Source organism: Anoxybacillus sp. ST70, from assembly GCF_019553625.1.
In the GTDB taxonomy this organism is placed as follows: Bacteria; Bacillota; Bacilli; order Bacillales; family Anoxybacillaceae; genus Anoxybacillus; species Anoxybacillus gonensis.
In genome coordinates this window covers 230338-248856 of sequence record NZ_JAHZOF010000002.1, presented here as the reverse complement: position 1 = coordinate 248856, position 18519 = coordinate 230338, and the positions used below count along the sequence as shown (strand labels likewise).

The following is an 18519-nucleotide window of genomic DNA, read 5'->3' as shown; positions in this document are numbered from 1 at the left end:
ACCTTACCCAATGCTTACACGCAACACTTCTTCTGTTGTCGTAAGCCCTTGCTTCACTTTTAATAAGCCGTCATCAATTAAAAAAATCATTTTATTTTTTATCGCAATTTCGCGCAGTTTCGAAAGCGGCTCGCCATTTAAAATGACTTTTCTCATTTCATCAGACATCACCATTAATTCATGTAGCGCAATACGCCCTTTATATCCTGTCATATTGCATGTCGGGCAACCACGACCGCGCATCACTTTTTCAATTTTCAAGCCACGACGAGCGAAAATGTCGATTTCCCGCTTCGTCGGTTCGTGCTCTTCTTGACAATCGCGACAAACGCGTCGCACGAGACGCTGCGAAACGACTCCTGAAAGCGATGTGGCAACTAAAAACGGCTCGACTCCCATATCAATTAAACGAGCAACAGTGCTTAATGCATCATTCGTATGCAACGTACTTAACACAAGATGCCCTGTTAAAGAGGCGCGAATCGCTACTTCCGCTGTTTCACGATCACGAATTTCTCCAACCATAATGATGTTTGGATCTTGGCGCAAAATCGAACGCAACCCTTCAGCAAATGTCATCCCAACATTCGGATTTACTTGAATTTGGTTTACTCCTTCAAGCTGATATTCGACCGGATCTTCAATTGTAATAATATTCACATGTTCCCCATTTAATCGATTTAATGCCGCATAAAGCGTTGACGATTTTCCTGAACCCGTCGGTCCTGTAATTAACACGATGCCTGTTGGTTGTTCGATCAGTTGAATAAACCGTTGTAAATTCAATTTATTAAATCCGAGTTTGTTTAAATCGTTTAATGCTGCTCCTAAATCAAGCACGCGCATAACGATTTTTTCACCGTAAATAGTCGGCAACGTCGATACGCGCAAATCGACAGGATGAAAATCGATGTTCATTTTAATCCGTCCATCTTGCGGAACGCGATGTTCTGTAATATCCATATTCGCTAAAATTTTTATGCGCGCCGTTAACATTCCTTGCATATGTTTCGGCAACGCCCGCTCTGTGCGCAAAATGCCGTCGATGCGATAACGAATGACGACTTTCGTTTCATGTGGATCAATGTGAATATCGCTCGCTCGTTGTTCTACTGCCATTTGTAAAATTTGATTGACGAGTCGAACAATCGGCGAGTCATCTTCCACAAGCTTTTCTTGCTCACGCACTTCTTGCGGAGGAGCGATGTTTAAAAATTCTTCCACTGAATCATCAATATCGTAATATTTATTAATTGCCCGTAAAATATCGTCTTTTGATGCAATGGCAACTTCAATGTGAAAGCCTGTCGATAGACGCAAATCATCAATCGCAAAAAAATCCATCGGATCTGCCATGGCGACAAACAGCCGATCCCCGTCTTGTTTTAAAGGAATGAGCATATTTCGTTTCGCAAATTCTTTCGGTACGAGATTCATTAATTTCGGATCAATTGGATAGCGATATAAGCTGACGTGTGGAATACCAAGTTGAAACTCTAACACTTCGATTAATTGTTGCTCCGTAATATATCCTCGTTGCAACAACGCATCTCCTAATTTTTGACCGGGTGCTTTTTCTTTTAACGTTTCTTCGAGTTGTTCTTTCGTAATTAATCCCGCTTCAACAAGCAAATCACCTAGTCGTTTTCGCTCTTGCTTTTTCATGAGGTCTCATCCTCATTTCCTTTTATTTGCTCGTTTTCATTTCCCCATATGTCGTCTTGTTGTGGTAACTGTGTTGAAGGTGATTCATTTGGAGTCGGTGTCTCCGTTCCGTTACTTACTCCTGCTTGCAATCCACGCAATTCAACGTGATGAACAGGCGGATAAAAGTCTTCCGAAACGGGTACCGTTTCAATCATTGTTCGATTGCGATCGTACACTTCTTTGTACAAGCGAATGAGCATTCCTTTTTTTCCTTCTTCCTTTATTCGCTTTTCATTCGGCTTCAGCAATGCGCTATATTGGACAATCGTTTTCGGATCGTAATACTCGATCGGATCCGTTTTTAATACGTATTGATAAATAAACGGCATGCCGATTAGCGCAACTTTCATTTGACCGCCTTCTGTTTCACATTCAACCGTATATGGCTGATCGTTTGGATTAAAAAATATAAAATCTTTTTTATTTCGTTCAACGGCCGCTTCAAATCCTGCCTTGATCCCATTTGGCAATACAGGGCTCGTATGCCGTTCAACAATTTCAAAATTTGTCGGTACAACGGCCTCATACAATGCTGATGCAAATAACGTCATCGCTTCTTTTGATAAATTTATTCCTTGCTGTTTGAAAAAGTCCGAAACAGAAAATACTTGTTTTGGCTCAATGACGATTGTTGTTGGCGTCATCGCACGAAGTTCTTCTGACGAAGGAACGATTGCTTGCGACAATATCGTCTCTTTTTGCATCTCTTCTCGAATATATTGGCTAAGAGACAGTTGAGCAGATGTAAGCAAAGCCGCCGTTTGTTCTACTTGTGCTCTTACTTTTTCAACATCGATCCAATCACTTGATACGCCAAGCGAAGAAATCACATCTTGTAAAGCTTGTCCGTCAACGGAAACGAGGAGAGGGGTGCTCTTCCCACTCTCCGCTCGTTTTATGCTCTCTTCAATATGAAATGTAAACATATTTGTCGGTATAGTGGATTTCTTTTCCTCTATTTCGAGCGTAATTTGCGTTGTTTTTTTCCATTCATTTACTTTTTGATTGATTCGTTCATATGCTTCTTCGTATGAACGATTCGATATATCGACTGGCCCGATGCTCGTTCCTTTAGCAAATGTATCGCCACTAACGAACGACTCGTACGCCCATGTCGCCACTTTCGTACTTGCAAGTAAATATGAAACGGTAAGAAGCAACGTGAAAAACAACTTAAGCGAAGCGATTTGGCGCACGGCATACGCCTCCTTACTCGACATTTATCGACAATTCAATAACAACGTCTGGTCCTTCTTCTTGGGCACGAATAATATGTTCTTTCGTTAAAATTGTATCTTTCGCAATCAATGTTTGACCGTTTGAATCAACAATATCTTTTAACACCCGTTTTCCTGTTAACATATCAATTTGTTTTCGACGCAACTCATCGAGTTCCGTTTCAACTGTTTTTGGTGTCATTTGTTCAACAAGGGGCTCTACTTGTGTCCCTCTTAGTGACAACAACTCACTCACGTCCGAAGCCACCGTTTGCTGCGCGTCTTCGTGAACAATAAGTAGCTCTTTTCCGTACGTAATGACGTGATCAGCGCGAACGATGCGAGACTCATTTCCGATTTGCACTTCAATACCGATAATTTGTCCTGTTTCTTCGTCAATATAAAACTCCGTTGCTTCACCGAGCAATTGACCTTTTCTCGTCATTACTTTTGCTTGTTTAATCCCAATTTTTTTATTGACGAGCTCATTGGCAATCGGAATGACGTTTAAATCAAGTACAGCTCGTTCTTCTTCAACCGTTACGGCAAATTCACCAATTCCAATGACGTTGCGAAACGGAATCGCTTTCATGCTAATTTCCCAATTTTCTTGATCAACAATTAAAAAGTCAATTGTTCCTTTTTCTGGGTTCACGACAAGCGACTTCACTTGTCCAAGTTGAACTCCGTTTTGGATGCTAATGACCGGAAGACCGATAACTTGTGTGCTACTTTTCATTTTTCCCACCTCATTTTTTGTTCAGCGTAATGTATCATATGTGTTAATTGTTGTTGAATGATTGGATAACACTCATATTGTGCATACAGTTGTGTTGCAAAGCGATATAGCTTTTCATATTGTTTTGAAGCTACATAATGTTCCATTAATACATTTGCAAATGTATAATAATCTTGTTCGTGTAAACGGGGATGTAAATGTTTATGAATAAGCTGTTCATATTCATGATCTGACAACTGTGAACGCATCGCATATAACGAAGCGAGTAAATTTTTCAGCAACGGCTTTGGAAGCATACGCAAAAGTTCCGTTTCTTTTTCTTCTGCTATTGTTTCCATCTCATTCGATGCACTTTGAAACGGTTGTTCATCATAAACAACTGCTTCTTCGAGCATCGGAATGTTTGCCTCTTCTTCTTGCTGTTGTAAAGCATGATCGATAACCGGGATGATGTCCATTTCTTGCTCGCTCACTGTATGTACGACAACACTTTGTAACGTCGTTTCGCTTTCATGTCGTTCGTTAGCCATTTGTTCGATCGGTTGTTCTACGATAGCAAGCGTTTCTATATCAAGCTCTTCTTTTATTTCATTCTCAAATGATTCATCACGTGACGTTTCATCACTTATATCGCTAAGCAAATCGTCCCACCGTTCTTGGATGATAAATGCTTCGTCTACATCTATGTCATCGTTGTGTAACGGCTCAATGACATCGTCCATATTCGCGTTCGGTTCAATAACATCATCATATGCATCGGTTAACGGCTCGATCGAAACATGTTGCTCAACTTCTTGCCAGTCCCCCTCGCTCCATTCGACATCGATATCATCGACTTGTTGCAGCTCATTTTCCGAATGTTCTTCTGTCACTTCTTTCATCACAAGCGGCTGTTCATCTTTTCGCTCATCTTCTCCGTCATCTTCAACAATGATATCATGCTCATAAATGCGTGCATAAAATAAATGGCCGAGCTTTTGTTCAAGTAAATATGTACTCGCGATCACTAAAAGAAAAAGAAATAATGCAGCTTGCCAAAGTGGAAATTGTTCGATCGCAATCATACCAAAAGCACTTAATAAACAAGCGATCGTTAATAAAAGAGCAAGTCCTTTTTTTGTCCATCCAAAAGGTAATCGAATATAGATGGGGATTAATATGAGAAAAAAAATGACAAAAAATAAATACGACAAATCGCTCCCCCCATTCAAAATGATGCAAACACTAACTCTAACATATTGTATAATAAAGTTATGTATTTTAAAAGAAGGGGAAGGAAAATGTGTCAAAAGAAAATAAATATTTTTTATAACAAACGTGGGTTTACGTTAATTGAAGTGCTCTTATCGATCGTCATTTTGTCGTTTGTTGTGAGCGGCATGTTTATGTTTTTCACAAATGCAATGACATATACAACGTATAACCAATCAAAAACGATCGCTATAAATATCGCACGCGGTGTGATTCATTATATGGAACGACTTGATTTTCAAACCATATCCGAATATACAACCAATCATATCACACAACAAACACCTTTTATTCGTTTGGACGCTTCATCGTGTGCAAATTCGTCTTTATTCCCTGACGAACATGTATGTAAAGCTGTTTTTTCACCGACGGTTAACAATGTCACATACGATGAAGAAGACGTACAAGCTTGGCTCATTCCATACGATCAAACGATATGGTCGCAAATAAAAACAAACCCACCAACTGAATTTCCAGACTCTTTAACACAAGCCATTCAACAAGAAAAAGAGCCGGTTGAGGACGTAAGCAATTATTTACTTCGTTTATATGTGACTGTTCGCTCGAATAACGAAGTGATCGTATTAAAAGGAGTGATCGCCAATGAAAGTATTCGCTAACGAACGAGGATTAACGCTGATCGAACTGCTTGTTGGGCTAGCGATCACATCCGTTATTGCCGCTTCTGCATACGGCGTATTTACAGCAGGAACGAAAGCATATAAACGAATAGGCATTGAAAATCAACTACGGAGCGAAGCAGATGTAATCATGACAATGATTTTTAACGAATTATATGCATTTGCGCCAGACGGTTTAAAAGAGGACGAATCAAATAACTATACGCTAACGTTTGTCAATCAAGTAAAAAAAGAAATTGACACAAATACAGGGCTCGTGGAAGAAAAAGAAAAAGGAAATGAAACGCTAAAAATCATTATTGACACGTCTAACGAAACGTTACAAATAAATGAAAAAAAAATCACGACATCAAATTTACGCATTATTCCTGAACAATCTACATTCACCTATACGTGCATGCGAAAACAACAAAACGTATGTAAAAGCGGAATCATTTCGATTCGTTTATCTGTTCAAGATAACGACCACCGAAATCCAGACGACCCGTTATATATCGAACCGTTTACATTACAGTCAGAATTCGGATTTTAAGGGGGGATCGATGTGAATGAAAGAGGATATAGTCTTGTGCTTGTGATGTTAACGGTCACTGTCTTTTTTATCATCGGGCTTACGATTTTATCCGTTAGCATATATCAAGCAAAATTTACACAAGTGCGAGTCGAAGATGTCACATCGCTCCACGACGCGGTGAAAGCTGTAGAAGAAACAGTCGCTGAACTAAAAGTAAAAGTCGAACAGTTAACGTTATCAACTCCTGCGCAACTTGATGTTGACTTAGGAAATGCACAGGTAGGTTTTTTGAATGAGCTCATGAACCGCCATGGCGTCACGATCGAAGACATAACCGATGAAAAAGGAATTGTGCGCAATCACTTATTTACACGCGTCTTTCGTATATCTGCCCCATACGGAAACAAAGCAGTCACTCGCGAAGTGATTATCACGAATGCGCCAAGCTTTTTAAAATATGCCCTTGGCTCGCGTGAAAATGTCACATTAAATGGCGGAGCATATATTGATGGCAATATATATGCAGGGAAAGATATATACGTCACTAATGTTGCCAACTATATTTACAACTCAACGCTTTATTCTGTGCAAACATCATTTCCGACGACAAGCGAAAAAAGTATATTGTTCGTTGATGGCAATCGCTATGCATGCGATCACGAAAACGGAGCAAAAAGCTGTTACACGATATCAAACGAATTTACAAAAAACATGAACGATTTTTCATCTAGCTCCCTGTCGTTTCAATATCAAGGACCGAGCATTCAAAAAGAACAAGAGGAGTTTATTGACGTAAACTTCGATTTCACATTAAAAGATAAACTGCTCTCCGCAGCTGGCATTGATGCATTTGATCAAAGTAAACAAACGCAATATCAAAATCTCATTTCTTTACCATTGTCAGAGCTTGTAGAACAATTAAAACCATCGTTTGCATTTGTGACTGTGGATGATGCCACTAATTTACCAACTGCGTTAGACGTTGCGATTGCTAGCGGGAAATCCATTTTCCTTGATACAAGTACAGTTCCGTATTTCGATATTACTTCGTTCACTTTAAATGATGGACAATGGTTGATTGTAAATGGCGACTTGACGTTAGAAAATGCGGGAAGTTCTCTTTTACAAATTTCAGGAAACATCATTGTACTCGGTAACTTAACGATTACAGGGCAAGTGGCGTTCGATTCTACCATTTACGTCAACGGAAATACATCAATTTACAATACGACGATTAGCGGATTAAACGGGAAAGAAGTCGTATTATTAACAAAAGAGGAGCTCGAAATCGCTCGTGTCAATGAATTTACGAACAACTTTTCACTCACCACACCGAATTTAAAAGGATTTTTCTACACGGATAGCAATGCAGTCATTTATGCCGTCGGGTCATATATCAATATCGAAGGAGGGCTATTTGCGCGCGGCAATGGCTCAATTATTCCGTACACAGATGAAAACGGGTTAATTATTAATACGTATCGCGGTGAAACGAACGAGAGCGGAACGAACCTCTCGTTTCAAACTCCTATATCGTCAGAAGAAGATCAAAAACAATATGCTCGCTTTGTCGTTAAACATAATAAAGATGTATTTATTAACCGCGGTCTCGGCTTACCGCTTGTTAAACAGCTTGCTGTCATCGTTGACGAACTGCGAGTACAATAAGAAAAGGAGCTACCTCGCTCCTTTTTCTTTTAGCTGTTTGATTATATTTTCATGTTTCCAATATTGCGCAAGAGAAAGCGCCGTGTTACCCGTCTGATCTTTTATGTGTACATCGGCCCCATAGCGAAGCAAAATGGTTACTAACTCATCATATCCGTATTCAGCTGCAACCATTAACGGTGTTTTTCCAATATTCGTTTTGGCGTTGACATTCGCCTTGTTTGCTAATAAATATTTTGCTACATCCATAAAATTTCGTTCAACAGCTTTATATAACGGCGTTTCACCAGATTTATTGGCAATTTCCACATTTGCCCCACGTTCATATAAAAAGCGGACAACATCCACATTCCCTGCCTGCACCGCAAGCAATAATGGCGTTTCCCCTTGTTTATTTTCCGCATTCATATCAACATCGTATTGGCAAACGAGTTGAACGAGGGAAAGATCTCCACTCCCTGCTGCGATATGCAATGGGGTATTGTTTTCCTTATCTTTTTCACGCACCGTCTGTTCGTTCACCATTTGTTTCACAATTTCAATATTTTCTTCATCTCCTTGAGCCAAAGAAGAAGCGAGCGCAAAATGGAGGGGAGGAAGTGGCATAACAGCCGACTTCCCTCCAGCTTTTAATAGTTGAACCGCAATTTCACGCTGACCGTTCCGCATGGCTACATCAAGCGGTGTTTCATTGTTCATTTTAAAGTTAATATTTTTTTCTTGTTTCATATAGTCGCGAACCGCTTCTACATTTCCTTGTTCGATCGCTTTGATGAATTTTTTTTGTTTTTCTTCTTTCGACGGAAAACATCCGCTTAATAAGCTGATGATGACAAATAGCATCATCAATTTTTTCATACGTGTTCACATCCTTTGTTAGTACAGCCAACCGTTTTTATTTCCGCCTTTCGTTGGATCTGTCGCTTGTTCAACAATGCGAATAACTGTTGATGCCGTCCACGTTTTCCCTGTTTCATCAACGAGTTTCACCGTCAGTGGCGTTTCACCGAGACGTTTCGCAGTGACTTCTCCATTTTGATCGACAACAGCATAGTAACTATTTCCAACAGCAAATGAACGGCTTACAATTTTTGTCGTCGCATTTGCTGGGATTGGTGCAATGTATGGCAATACATTGATCGTTTTCCCTTTTTGAACAAGCAATGTAGATGGAAGTGAAATACCTGTCAACGGCGAACCAACATGAACGATTGCTGTTCCGATCACACCGTTGTGTGCTTGCGCTGTTATTGTCACTTGCCCTGTGCTTAGCCCTGTGACACGTCCATTTTCATCGACAGAAGCGATATTCGGATTGGACGATCTCCATTCAATCGTTTTGTACGTCGCGTTATTTGGTGCAACGGTTGCGGCAAGCGTAGCCGTTTCTCCAATGTTCATATTTACAACCGTTGGAGATACGACAACAGCAGTGACTGGAATCGCTTCAATAGTGACGGTCACTGTTTTTTCAATGAGTTCATCATTTCTATTGAACGCTTGAACAGTTAACGTCGTTACTCCTTCTTTTAATCCTGTAATCGTTCCGGTTGCACCATTCACTTCAGCATACAAGCTATTTCCTAGCGAATAAGATACGGCTTTTTTCGCATCTGCAGGTGATACGTTTATTGGAATTGGAATCGTTTCACCGACATAAACAGTAAAGTTTTGAATCGTTATCGAATCGACTGGAATGCGTACAATGACCGTCATTGTTGTTGTTTTGACGTTACCGAACATATCTTTTACTTTTGCTGTCACTTGTGCTGTTCCTTCTTGTATTGCGGTAATGACGCCGTTTTGGTCAATCGAAATAACTTGCCCATGACTATTTTCGCTCCATTCTACTGATGCGATCGTCGCTTCTTGCGGCAAGACGTTTAACAATAACCGCGCATTTTTCGGCACGCCACGGTTCACAAAAATTGTGCTTGGTAGCGTGGCATCTGTTATTTTGTAATCTGAAACGAAAGATACGACGTTAAACGATACATTGACGACTTGCGTATTTATATCTTTGTACGTCAGTTTAGCTTGTGAGAGCGAAAACGTTCCTTTCGCCGTCGGTTTCACTTGAATCGTAAACGTTTGCGGTTCAGCGATATATGTTGTTCCCGACTTAACAAATGAAATATCTGGCAACGTTCCTTTAATTGTATAGCCTTCTGTCACCGTTCCTTGTTTTGTAAATCCATTTGGCAATGAAACCACTTCGATCCCTGCTGGCAATTTTTCTTCAAACGCGATGTTCGTTACTTTTAACAACGTATTCGTTAATAAAGACAACGGTTTTGGCGTTACCGTATATTGCATCGCGATCGGTTCGTTAACCGGTGTAAGCGTTGTTGAAATCGCCCGATTGACTTCGATATTTGCCGATACTTTTTCAATCACCACTTGAAATTCTTTTGTTACTTTTGCTCCGCGCGCATCTGTTGCTTCAATTTTGATCGTTGCCATCCCGCCATCTGGCATATTGTGCGGAATGGATTGAATGATCATCTTGCCGTTTGGCACATTATTTTCCGCATACATTTCTTGACCGTTTAACCATACTTTCGTAGAAACCGTTCGGTCAACTAAATCTAAATCTTTTACTTTGTACGATAGCTCAATCGGCTGGTTGCTCGGAATTTTTTCGTTTTCTTGTGGTGTGACGACTGTCAACTGCGGTGCATGGTTCGAACCGAAAAACGCACGATACATCGTATTGACGAATAGTTTTTGTTCTTCTTCTGGAAAGGCTGATGTTGTTCCGACATGTCCGGTTCCAGAATATGTGACGTTTCCATTGGAATACGTATAGTAATGGTTCCAGCTATCATATACGTCACGTGAAGAGCCGACAATGTTATACCATGAAATAATGTTTTCATCTTCTAAGTTAAGTGTATAATATTGGTTATGTGTTAATGCAATCGAGATGTTTTCTCCTAACTGAAAAGGATAGTTTGTCATTAAACCGCTATTTACTTGTTTTGTACTTGTTGACGGATTTGGAGCCCCATTTCCTAAATCTGTCCATGGCTGAATTTGTCCAACGATTGAACCAAATTCATTGACCCATATGTTATTTTCTCCGAACATGACATCGTGTGTAAACATCACGCTTTGACCGGATTGGATAAAGTTTTTAACGGATTGGACTGCATTTGGATTTAGAGTAGTAGATCCACATCCGTTATAACAATCAGCAAATCCAAAAATGATCATATCATATTTTCCATTAATCACTTCATGTGAGTAATTCGGTTCGTACGTTTTGCTTCTTTGGAAATGATCTAATGTTGTTACGTCAATATGAATGTTATATTCGTTCGTACGACTTAAAAAGTTTGGATTCATATTTTTCGTATTCAATAATGAACTGGCATCGTTCCCTTTACGAATTTGTAACACTTTAATGTTTGCGACAACATCTTGAAACTTCACAAACCCTTTCACATAATCTTTTAATGCACTCGTTTCATCAACAATTTCTACTTTCCAATAGCGCGGACCTGAATAACCAGCTGGAAGCGTGTATGAAATCGTTCCTGTCGCTCCTTGCACTTGTTTGGATGCGACAATTTCTTCACTTGTATATTTGTCGTTAAAATCAGAGTCAATATATAAGTTTACAGTTAGCCATTTATTTTGAAATTGCGTATAATTCGTGATTTGATATACGAACGACAATGTGTCCCCTTTTTTATACGTTTTTGTAGGAGAGGGGGCATTTGTTAACACGAAATGAGGACGTTTCGTACCATTTGTCGCAAAGTAGTTTTTTATGTTCGTATTCGTTGTAAAGAAAATGACATTTGTTTTTGTTTTCCATGCAGCAGATTGAGAGTAGCTATACAATTTACTCGTTGAATATTTTTTTACACTACCGTCATGAAGAAAAACAGGTAACCCTTTGTCAATATAAAATGTTTTTATTTGTCTTGCTTTTAAATCTGTAATATCATTTAAGACATTTGCCGTATTATGTGCTTGAGTATTTCCAGACATTTTCCCTAGCTTCGTCGGATTATAGTCTCCACTCGAAATAACGATCGCATCGTATTTCCCGTCTAATTCGTCCCGTAATGCAACAAAGCGCTTCATCGTCATTGTCGTCACATTTATATTCGATGTGCTTCCGAGTTCTTTTTTTAATGGTGACGAAGATAATTGATCAGCATGGCTAACAATTTCAAGTACATTGTATGTGATGTTGTCCGTCGCACGCACAGTCATAACAGGAGTAAACAACGGAACAAGCAAAAGAAGTGTTAAAAACACCGAAACAGCTCTTTTCACCTACCTCTCCCCCTTTCAAAAGTCCTATTTTTTTATCTATTATACCAGTACTCTTGCCATTATTTATATTTATTTTTTATAAAATTTCGTACGTTTGAGATGAAATAAAGCGAACCTGTAATTAAAATGATGTCGTCTTTTCCCACTTGTTTTCGCTTTTCTTTTAGCCATTGTTTCCAATCGTTCGTGCATTGAACGTTTGGATGTGTTGCTTGTTCGACTAGTTGTTCGGCGGAAAGAGCACGTGGAAAATCAAATGTTGTAAACGTCATCGTTTGTGCATTCGTTTCTAGTTTTCGAATCATCGCTGTGACTGGTTTATCGCCTAACGCTGTAAAAAGGACATGAACGCGACGGTTCGGATAATGAGCGTTCATTGTCGCCACAAGGCTATCGATTCCTTCTTCGTTATGCGCCCCATCAATAATAATAAGCGGGCGATCGTTCATCTTCTCAAATCGTCCGAGCCACTCGGCTTTCCGAATGCCGTTATACATATGTTCTCGCTCAATCAAAAACGAATAATACGTGCGTAAATAATCAGCCGCCATTAGCGCAAGTGCTGCGTTTTTCACTTGATGCCCGCCAAACATCTCCGTCGTTACATCATGATATGTCGTAAACGGTGTTTGTAATGAAAACCGTTCCCCATTCGTCGTTGGTTCATGAGCAAAAACGGTAAAATCGCGACCGAGCGCATATACTTTCGAACGTACAGATGCTGCTTTTTCCTCTACAACCCGTACAGCTTCAGGCTGGTCGATGGCGGTGACGACCGGGATGCCCGCTTTTATAATTCCCGCTTTTTCAAACGCAATTTGTTCAAGTGTATTCCCTAATATATGTATATGATCGTAACCGACATTTGTAATCACTGATAAAAGCGGATAAATGACGTTCGTCGAATCTAAACGACCACCAAGTCCTACTTCAAAAATGACGACGTCTTGTACGTTCATTTTTCCAAAATAATAGAGCGCCATAGCCGTAATGACTTCAAATTCGGTCGGACCACCTAATTCCGTCTGTTCTAGCTCTTCTGCTAAAGGCCGAATCACTTGAACGAGTTTCATTAAATCAACGTCACGAATCGGTTGCCCATTGATGCTAATGCGTTCATTAAATTGTTCAACATAAGGCGATGTAAACGTTCCGACACGATACCCTGCTTCTTGTAATATATGACGTAAAAAACAAACGGTTGAACCTTTTCCATTCGTTCCACCAACATGTATTGCTTTTATGCGGCGTTGTGGATGACCGAGCTTTTCCATCATCCATTCCATTCGTTTCAACCCCGGCTTTACACCTAATGATAAACGATTATGAATCCAATCGACTGCCTCTTTATATGTACGAACCATGAAAAATCCCTCCTGTGCAAAATGAAAGACGAATCCAAAGTGGATTCGTCTTTATCATAAAACTATTGCTTTAATTGTGCAAGACGGGCGCGAACAGCTTCACGTTTTTCTATATAGTCGCGCTCTTTTTTCCGCTCCTCTTCGACAACGTGCGCTGGCGCTTTCGCTAAAAAGCCTTCATTGCTTAATTTCTTTTGCACACGCTCGACTTCTTGATCGAGTTTTTGTAACTCTTTTTCGAGGCGTTTCACTTCTTCTTCAATATTAATTAATCCTTCAAGCGGCAAACTGAGTTCCGCACCTGTCACAACTGCCGTCATCGCTTTTTCAACAGTTGGAATCGCTGTGCCAATCACAAGTTCACTTGGATTGCAGAAACGCTCAATATATGAGCGATTTTTCTCAAGCGTTGCTGCAATTTGCTCATCTTTCGCTTTAATGTGCAACGTAATTGGCTTGCTTAACGGTGTGTTCACTTCAGCGCGAATGTTACGCACCGCGCGAATGATATCAACAAGCAAACGCATTTGTTCAGCTGCTTCATGATTGCTTAGTTTAGGACGAACTTGCGGCCACGAAGCAACTGTAATCGACTCTCCTTCATGCGGAAGCTGTTGCCAAATTTCTTCCGTCACAAACGGCATAAACGGATGAAGGAGGCGCATTGTTTGATCAAGCACATAAGCGAGCACTGAGCGCGTCGTCTTTTTCGCTTGTTCATCTTCACCGTATAACGGTAATTTCGCCATCTCAATATACCAATCGCATAAATCATCCCAAATAAAGTTATATAACACGCGGCCGACTTCGCCAAACTCGTATTTATCTGCAAGTTTTGTCACCGTCTCGATCGTTTCGTTTAAGCGCGTTAAAATCCAATGATCGGCAACCGTTTTTTCACCGTTTAAATCGATGTCATCATACGTGAATCCTTCCATATTCATAAGCGCAAAACGAGACGCATTCCAAATTTTATTGACGAAGTTCCATGTCGCTTCGACTTTTTCTGTGCTAAAGCGCAAGTCTTGACCAGGCGCGCTTCCTGTCGCTAAGAAATAGCGAAGCGAATCCGCACCGTACTGATCGATCACATCCATCGGATCGACGCCATTGCCAAGCGATTTACTCATTTTTCGTCCTTGCGCATCACGCACTAATCCGTGAATAAGTACATCTTTAAATGGACGTTTTCCAGTAAACTCTAACGCTTGGAAAATCATGCGCGATACCCAGAAGAAAATAATGTCATAGCCTGTCACGAGCACATCTGTTGGGTAATAGCGATGATAATCTGCCGATGTTTCATCTGGCCAACCCATCGTCGAAAACGGCCAAAGCGCAGAGCTGAACCACGTATCTAATACATCTGGATCTTGCTCCCAATTTTCGATATCTGCTGGTGGCTCGTGGTCTACATACACTTCGCCCGTTTCTTTATGGTACCACGCTGGAATGCGATGTCCCCACCAAAGCTGACGAGAAATGCACCAGTCACGAATATTTTCCATCCAATGTAAGTATGTTTTTTCGAATCGTTCCGGAACGAAATTTACTTTTCCTTCTGTTTTTTGTAGTTCGATGGCAGCTTCAGCAAGCGGCTTCATTTTCACAAACCATTGCGTCGATAAATACGGTTCGACGACTGCACCGCTACGCTCACTATGACCGACTGCATGCATATGTTCTTCAATTTTAAATAGCACGCCTTGTTCTTGTAAATCTTTCACAATTTGTTTACGGCATTCGAAACGATCAAGTCCCTTATATTGAAGGGCGTTGTCGTTCATTGTACCGTCTTCGTTCATCACAAGAATGCGCGGCAAGTTGTGACGGTTGCCGATTTCGAAGTCGTTTGGATCGTGTGCTGGCGTAATTTTGACCGCCCCTGAACCGAACGACATATCGACGTATTCATCGCCAACAATCGGAATTTCGCGACCAACGATCGGTAAAATGACTGTTTTTCCGATAAGGTGTTTGTAACGCTCATCTTCTGGATGAACTGCAACTGCTGTATCGCCAAGCATCGTTTCCGGACGCGTCGTTGCCACTTCAATATAGCCAGAACCGTCCGCAAGCGGATAACGCATATGGTATAGCGCACCTTGCACATCTTTGTATACTACTTCAATGTCCGATAGCGCTGTTTTCGTCACCGGATCCCAGTTAATAATATATTCGCCGCGGTAAATGAGCCCTTTTTTATATAACGAAACGAATACTTCCCGCACTGCTTTTGATAGCCCTTCATCAAGCGTGAAGCGCTCGCGCGTATAATCGAGCCCAAGACCGAGCTTCGCCCATTGCGAACGAATATGTCCCGCATATTCTTCTTTCCACTTCCATGTTTCTTCTACAAATCGTTCACGCCCTAAATCGTAGCGTGTTTTTCCTTCGTGACGAAGCTTTTCTTCTACTTTCGCTTGCGTCGCAATTCCCGCATGGTCCATGCCCGGAAGCCATAAGACGTCGTACCCTTGCATGCGCTTCATGCGTGTAATAATGTCTTGCAACGTCGTATCCCATGCATGTCCTAAATGAAGTTTTCCTGTCACATTTGGCGGTGGAATGACGATCGTAAATGGCTTTTTCGATTCATCGCTTGTTGCTTCAAAAAACTTCCCTTTTAACCACCATTCATAACGGTTTGCCTCGACAGCACGGTGGTCATATTTTGGCGGTAACATAAAAATCCCTCCTTCACTAAAATAAAAAACTCCCTTCATCCGAAAAGGACGAAAGGAGACTCTTTCGCGGTACCACCTTTTTTCTTAAGCAATGCTTAAGCACTCAAATCGATAACGGCGATGCACCGGCTTCTTCTACTGTCGTTCAAAGAAGCAGCTCTAGGGCGACCTTCCGACGACCACAAACCTAGGAAATCTCGCAGCTATTGATTCCCCTCTCTGCAAGGCGGGTTACGCCGTACTCTTCCCTATCTTCGCTTTTTTCTATTCATACATAATACTATATAAAAATCATACGAATCGTCAATAAGGTTTGCCACATTTTCACTCCTTTATACATATGATAAAAAAGAAAAGCTCCTCGAAGGAGCGAAACATGTAAAAAGGATGTGAGCATATGCGTAAACGTTACAATCCGTACGCTTGGCCACCGTGGCTCAGAAAGCTTCGCTTTATTGCTGAACAATGCATCATTCCGATTACTGTTGTTCAAGCGATCCGTACCATTTTATTTCCAACAACAATCGACGTCATTTTACTCGCTATTTTCATTTTTCTTTCATTCGCTTTACATTACGATTGGATTTGATTTGTTTCTTTCTTTTCTTCCCACTTTCCGATGACATATTCAATGTTTTTCATTTGCCAATACGCTCGTTGCCAAGTAGCTGTCATTTGTCGATGATGTCGCTGTTGTTCGTACTGATGAATGAGATGAACAAACCGATGTGGATCCACAAGTAAATGAAAAAATAAAAGTCGTTCATCTTCTTCAAGCGCTAATGTTTGTTCATATTGTGAAAGCCAATGTACAGCGTCATCACATATCATCGGATACGTATGCAAATATTGTCGGAAAAATAAAAGTAAATCATGAAATGGAGGCGCCCAGCGCGCTTGTTCAAAGCTAATAAAATACGATGTTCCGTCGTCTCGTTCGACATAATGTTGAAACGACGGGCGACCGTGAATATAACAAATGCGAACCGTCTTTTTCTCCCGCATTCGCTCGCGCCACTCATTTAACGTATGTTCAGAAAATGCAATGGCACGCATGACGTCAAGAAAATGGGTGCAGCATTGTAGTTGAAACGGAGACATATACCATTGTTTTTCACATGTTTCTATATAATGAGTCAATGTTTTTTTAGCGTTCTCAAGGGAAAGTTTGCGTTCTTCGTAATACCGCTCGATTTCTGTTTCTGTCGTTTGTATTTCTTTTAACGAATGTTTATGCCATCGTGCCAAATCATGAAAAAACGATGCCGCTGGATTCGTTTTTTCTTTTAACCATGGCATAATATAGTACCATTGTCCATCTCTCTTTTTCGTTTCATAAATAGGGATGGCAAGCGGGATGCGTAAGCGATGAGCTTGATCGATCGCCTGCCAATGTGCTAAAGATTTCATTCGTTTAAGCGCATATGTTCCTTTTATTGTTTTCCATTTTTTCACATTCTTCTCTTTTTGCACCGTTTTCATCGCCATGCAACCCTTTTACACTTTGCTTGGCGTTGGAATGTATAACAACTGGCCTTCGTGTATATCCGCACCGCTCTCTAAATGGTTTGTACGCAACAATTGTTGAACAGAGACATCGTATCGCTCGGCAATCTTGTCCAACGAATCACCTTGTTGGACAATACAAATTTTCAAACGTGCAAACGCCTGTTCTTCATTTTTGCCGAATAGCTTTGTTAAGTACAAGGCGTTTTCATTTCGTTTTTCGTTCGTATCTCTCCCTTTCATTTCAAGTTGAAACGATTGTTTTTCTTCTTTTTGTTCTTCTGCTCGTTCATCTTCTACTTGCTCATGTTGAAAAGATGGTTCTTCTACTTGTTCATTTTCTTCATGAAACATATAAAACGTTGGGACGTTGACGATACTCCCTTGTTCTTCTTCTGTTTCTTCCTGTTGATACACTTCTTCCCGAGCAACTGCTTCAAACAGCTCGAAATCGTCTACGTTGTATGGCTCCCATTCGTCATCTTCGCGATCATTATCCATTTGAATACCATGAATCGCCACTTCTGCAATTAAACGTAATTCATCTTTTCTTAAATCATAGTCGAACGATTCAATCATCACATACACTTGTTCAATGTCATCAATTCGCTCTTTCGGTACGGTGACATCGATCGGAAATTGATGCAAAAACTCGCCAATTTGCTCATCATTTATACGTACATGTTCCACATAGCGAACCGCTTCAAACGGTTGATCGTCTTCTCCGTCTTCTTCTCGGTTCGTATATTCTCCTGATAACTCTAGCACCCCACGAATGTACACATAATCTTCTTGTTCCTCAATCGTAATCGTCGGTTGTAGCGAAATGGATAATAATTGATCAACGTGATGTTCACGTCGAAAGGCAATCGCTTCTTCAATTGAAAAACGCAACATGCTCATCTCTCCTTCAACGTCCAAGTCATTTCACATTA

Annotated in this window: 14 protein-coding genes and 1 other annotated feature; of the genes, 4 read left to right on the top strand and 10 right to left on the bottom strand. The window is 40.6% G+C overall.

Annotation, left to right across the window (positions count from 1 at the left end; all coding sequences use genetic code 11):
• Positions 1–3: 3 nt before the first annotated feature.
• Genes K1I43_RS04340 through K1I43_RS04325 form a run of 4 tightly spaced genes read right to left on the bottom strand, consistent with a single transcriptional unit; the run spans position 4 to position 4856 of the window.
• Complete coding sequence (locus K1I43_RS04340; protein WP_019416777.1) at positions 4–1665, bottom strand: GspE/PulE family protein; 1662 nt, start codon at positions 1663–1665, stop codon at positions 4–6.
• Entirely contained in the window at positions 1662–2903 is a 1242-nt protein-coding gene (locus tag K1I43_RS04335) for a VanW family protein (protein ID WP_019416776.1), read from the bottom strand. Before K1I43_RS04335 ends, K1I43_RS04340 begins: the two co-directional genes overlap by 4 nt.
• A gap of 13 nt (positions 2904–2916) precedes the next feature.
• On the bottom strand, positions 2917–3663 hold the full coding sequence (locus tag K1I43_RS04330; protein ID WP_026011517.1) for a PRC-barrel domain-containing protein: 747 nt from the start codon (positions 3661–3663) through the stop codon (positions 2917–2919).
• Positions 3660–4856: a hypothetical protein gene (locus K1I43_RS04325; protein WP_019416774.1), complete on the bottom strand. Its 1197-nt coding sequence runs from the start codon at positions 4854–4856 to the stop codon at positions 3660–3662. The genes K1I43_RS04330 and K1I43_RS04325 overlap by 4 nt, the downstream gene beginning before the upstream one ends.
• 87 nt (positions 4857–4943) lie before the next feature.
• Here K1I43_RS04325 and K1I43_RS04320 point away from each other — a divergent pair, with 87 nt between their 5' ends.
• The 3 genes from K1I43_RS04320 to K1I43_RS04310 are packed head-to-tail and all read left to right on the top strand — an operon-like array spanning position 4944 to position 7737.
• Positions 4944–5534, top strand: a complete 591-nt coding sequence (locus K1I43_RS04320; RefSeq protein WP_019416773.1) for a type IV pilus modification PilV family protein — start codon at positions 4944–4946, stop codon at positions 5532–5534.
• Positions 5518–6087, top strand: a complete 570-nt coding sequence (locus K1I43_RS04315) for a PulJ/GspJ family protein (protein WP_019416772.1) — start codon at positions 5518–5520, stop codon at positions 6085–6087. The genes K1I43_RS04320 and K1I43_RS04315 overlap by 17 nt, the downstream gene beginning before the upstream one ends.
• A gap of 12 nt (positions 6088–6099) precedes the next feature.
• The gene (locus tag K1I43_RS04310) at positions 6100–7737 is read left to right on the top strand and encodes a hypothetical protein (RefSeq protein ID WP_019416771.1); all 1638 of its coding nucleotides are present in this window, start codon (positions 6100–6102) and stop codon (positions 7735–7737) included.
• Between the two features lie 9 nt (positions 7738–7746).
• On the opposite strand, the gene K1I43_RS04305 is transcribed toward K1I43_RS04310, so the two are convergent.
• The 4 genes from K1I43_RS04305 to K1I43_RS04290 form a co-directional block, all read right to left on the bottom strand.
• The gene (locus K1I43_RS04305) at positions 7747–8595 is read right to left on the bottom strand and encodes an ankyrin repeat domain-containing protein (RefSeq protein ID WP_019416770.1); all 849 of its coding nucleotides are present in this window, start codon (positions 8593–8595) and stop codon (positions 7747–7749) included.
• An 18-nt stretch (positions 8596–8613) separates the two neighbouring features.
• Entirely contained in the window at positions 8614–12027 is a 3414-nt protein-coding gene (locus tag K1I43_RS04300; protein WP_019416769.1) for an Ig-like domain-containing protein, read from the bottom strand.
• 59 nt (positions 12028–12086) lie between these two features.
• The gene (locus K1I43_RS04295) at positions 12087–13391 is read right to left on the bottom strand and encodes a bifunctional folylpolyglutamate synthase/dihydrofolate synthase (RefSeq protein WP_019416768.1); all 1305 of its coding nucleotides are present in this window, start codon (positions 13389–13391) and stop codon (positions 12087–12089) included.
• A gap of 62 nt (positions 13392–13453) precedes the next feature.
• Positions 13454–16078, bottom strand: a complete 2625-nt coding sequence (locus K1I43_RS04290) for a valine--tRNA ligase (RefSeq protein WP_019416767.1) — start codon at positions 16076–16078, stop codon at positions 13454–13456.
• A gap of 41 nt (positions 16079–16119) precedes the next feature.
• Positions 16120–16342, bottom strand: a binding site (T-box leader).
• 133 nt (positions 16343–16475) lie between these two features.
• Between K1I43_RS04290 and K1I43_RS04285 the strand changes: the two genes are divergently transcribed.
• Positions 16476–16667 carry a hypothetical protein gene (locus tag K1I43_RS04285; protein WP_009361757.1) on the top strand — a complete coding sequence of 64 codons (192 nt, stop codon included), beginning with the start codon at positions 16476–16478 and terminating at the stop codon, positions 16665–16667.
• Here K1I43_RS04285 and K1I43_RS04280 read toward each other — a convergent pair.
• Positions 16652–17560, bottom strand: a complete 909-nt coding sequence (locus K1I43_RS04280) for a protein kinase family protein (RefSeq protein WP_020424504.1) — start codon at positions 17558–17560, stop codon at positions 16652–16654. The genes K1I43_RS04285 and K1I43_RS04280 overlap by 16 nt on opposite strands.
• Before the next feature lie 15 nt (positions 17561–17575).
• The gene (locus K1I43_RS04275) at positions 17576–18481 is read right to left on the bottom strand and encodes a LysM peptidoglycan-binding domain-containing protein (RefSeq protein WP_136260283.1); all 906 of its coding nucleotides are present in this window, start codon (positions 18479–18481) and stop codon (positions 17576–17578) included.
• Positions 18482–18519 lie beyond the last annotated feature (38 nt).

Coding starts and splice junctions, on each gene's coding strand:
- K1I43_RS04340 (WP_019416777.1), bottom strand. CDS start 1,665: ATGAAAAAGCAAGAGCGAAAACGACTAGGTGATTTGCTTGTTGAAGCG.
- K1I43_RS04330 (WP_026011517.1), bottom strand. CDS start 3,663: ATGAAAAGTAGCACACAAGTTATCGGTCTTCCGGTCATTAGCATCCAA.
- K1I43_RS04320 (WP_019416773.1), top strand. CDS start 4,944: ATGTGTCAAAAGAAAATAAATATTTTTTATAACAAACGTGGGTTTACG.
- K1I43_RS04315 (WP_019416772.1), top strand. CDS start 5,518: ATGAAAGTATTCGCTAACGAACGAGGATTAACGCTGATCGAACTGCTT.
- K1I43_RS04305 (WP_019416770.1), bottom strand. CDS start 8,595: ATGAAAAAATTGATGATGCTATTTGTCATCATCAGCTTATTAAGCGGA.
- K1I43_RS04295 (WP_019416768.1), bottom strand. CDS start 13,391: ATGGTTCGTACATATAAAGAGGCAGTCGATTGGATTCATAATCGTTTA.
- K1I43_RS04290 (WP_019416767.1), bottom strand. CDS start 16,078: ATGTTACCGCCAAAATATGACCACCGTGCTGTCGAGGCAAACCGTTAT.
- K1I43_RS04285 (WP_009361757.1), top strand. CDS start 16,476: ATGCGTAAACGTTACAATCCGTACGCTTGGCCACCGTGGCTCAGAAAG.
- K1I43_RS04280 (WP_020424504.1), bottom strand. CDS start 17,560: ATGAAAACGGTGCAAAAAGAGAAGAATGTGAAAAAATGGAAAACAATA.
- K1I43_RS04275 (WP_136260283.1), bottom strand. CDS start 18,481: ATGTTGCGTTTTTCAATTGAAGAAGCGATTGCCTTTCGACGTGAACAT.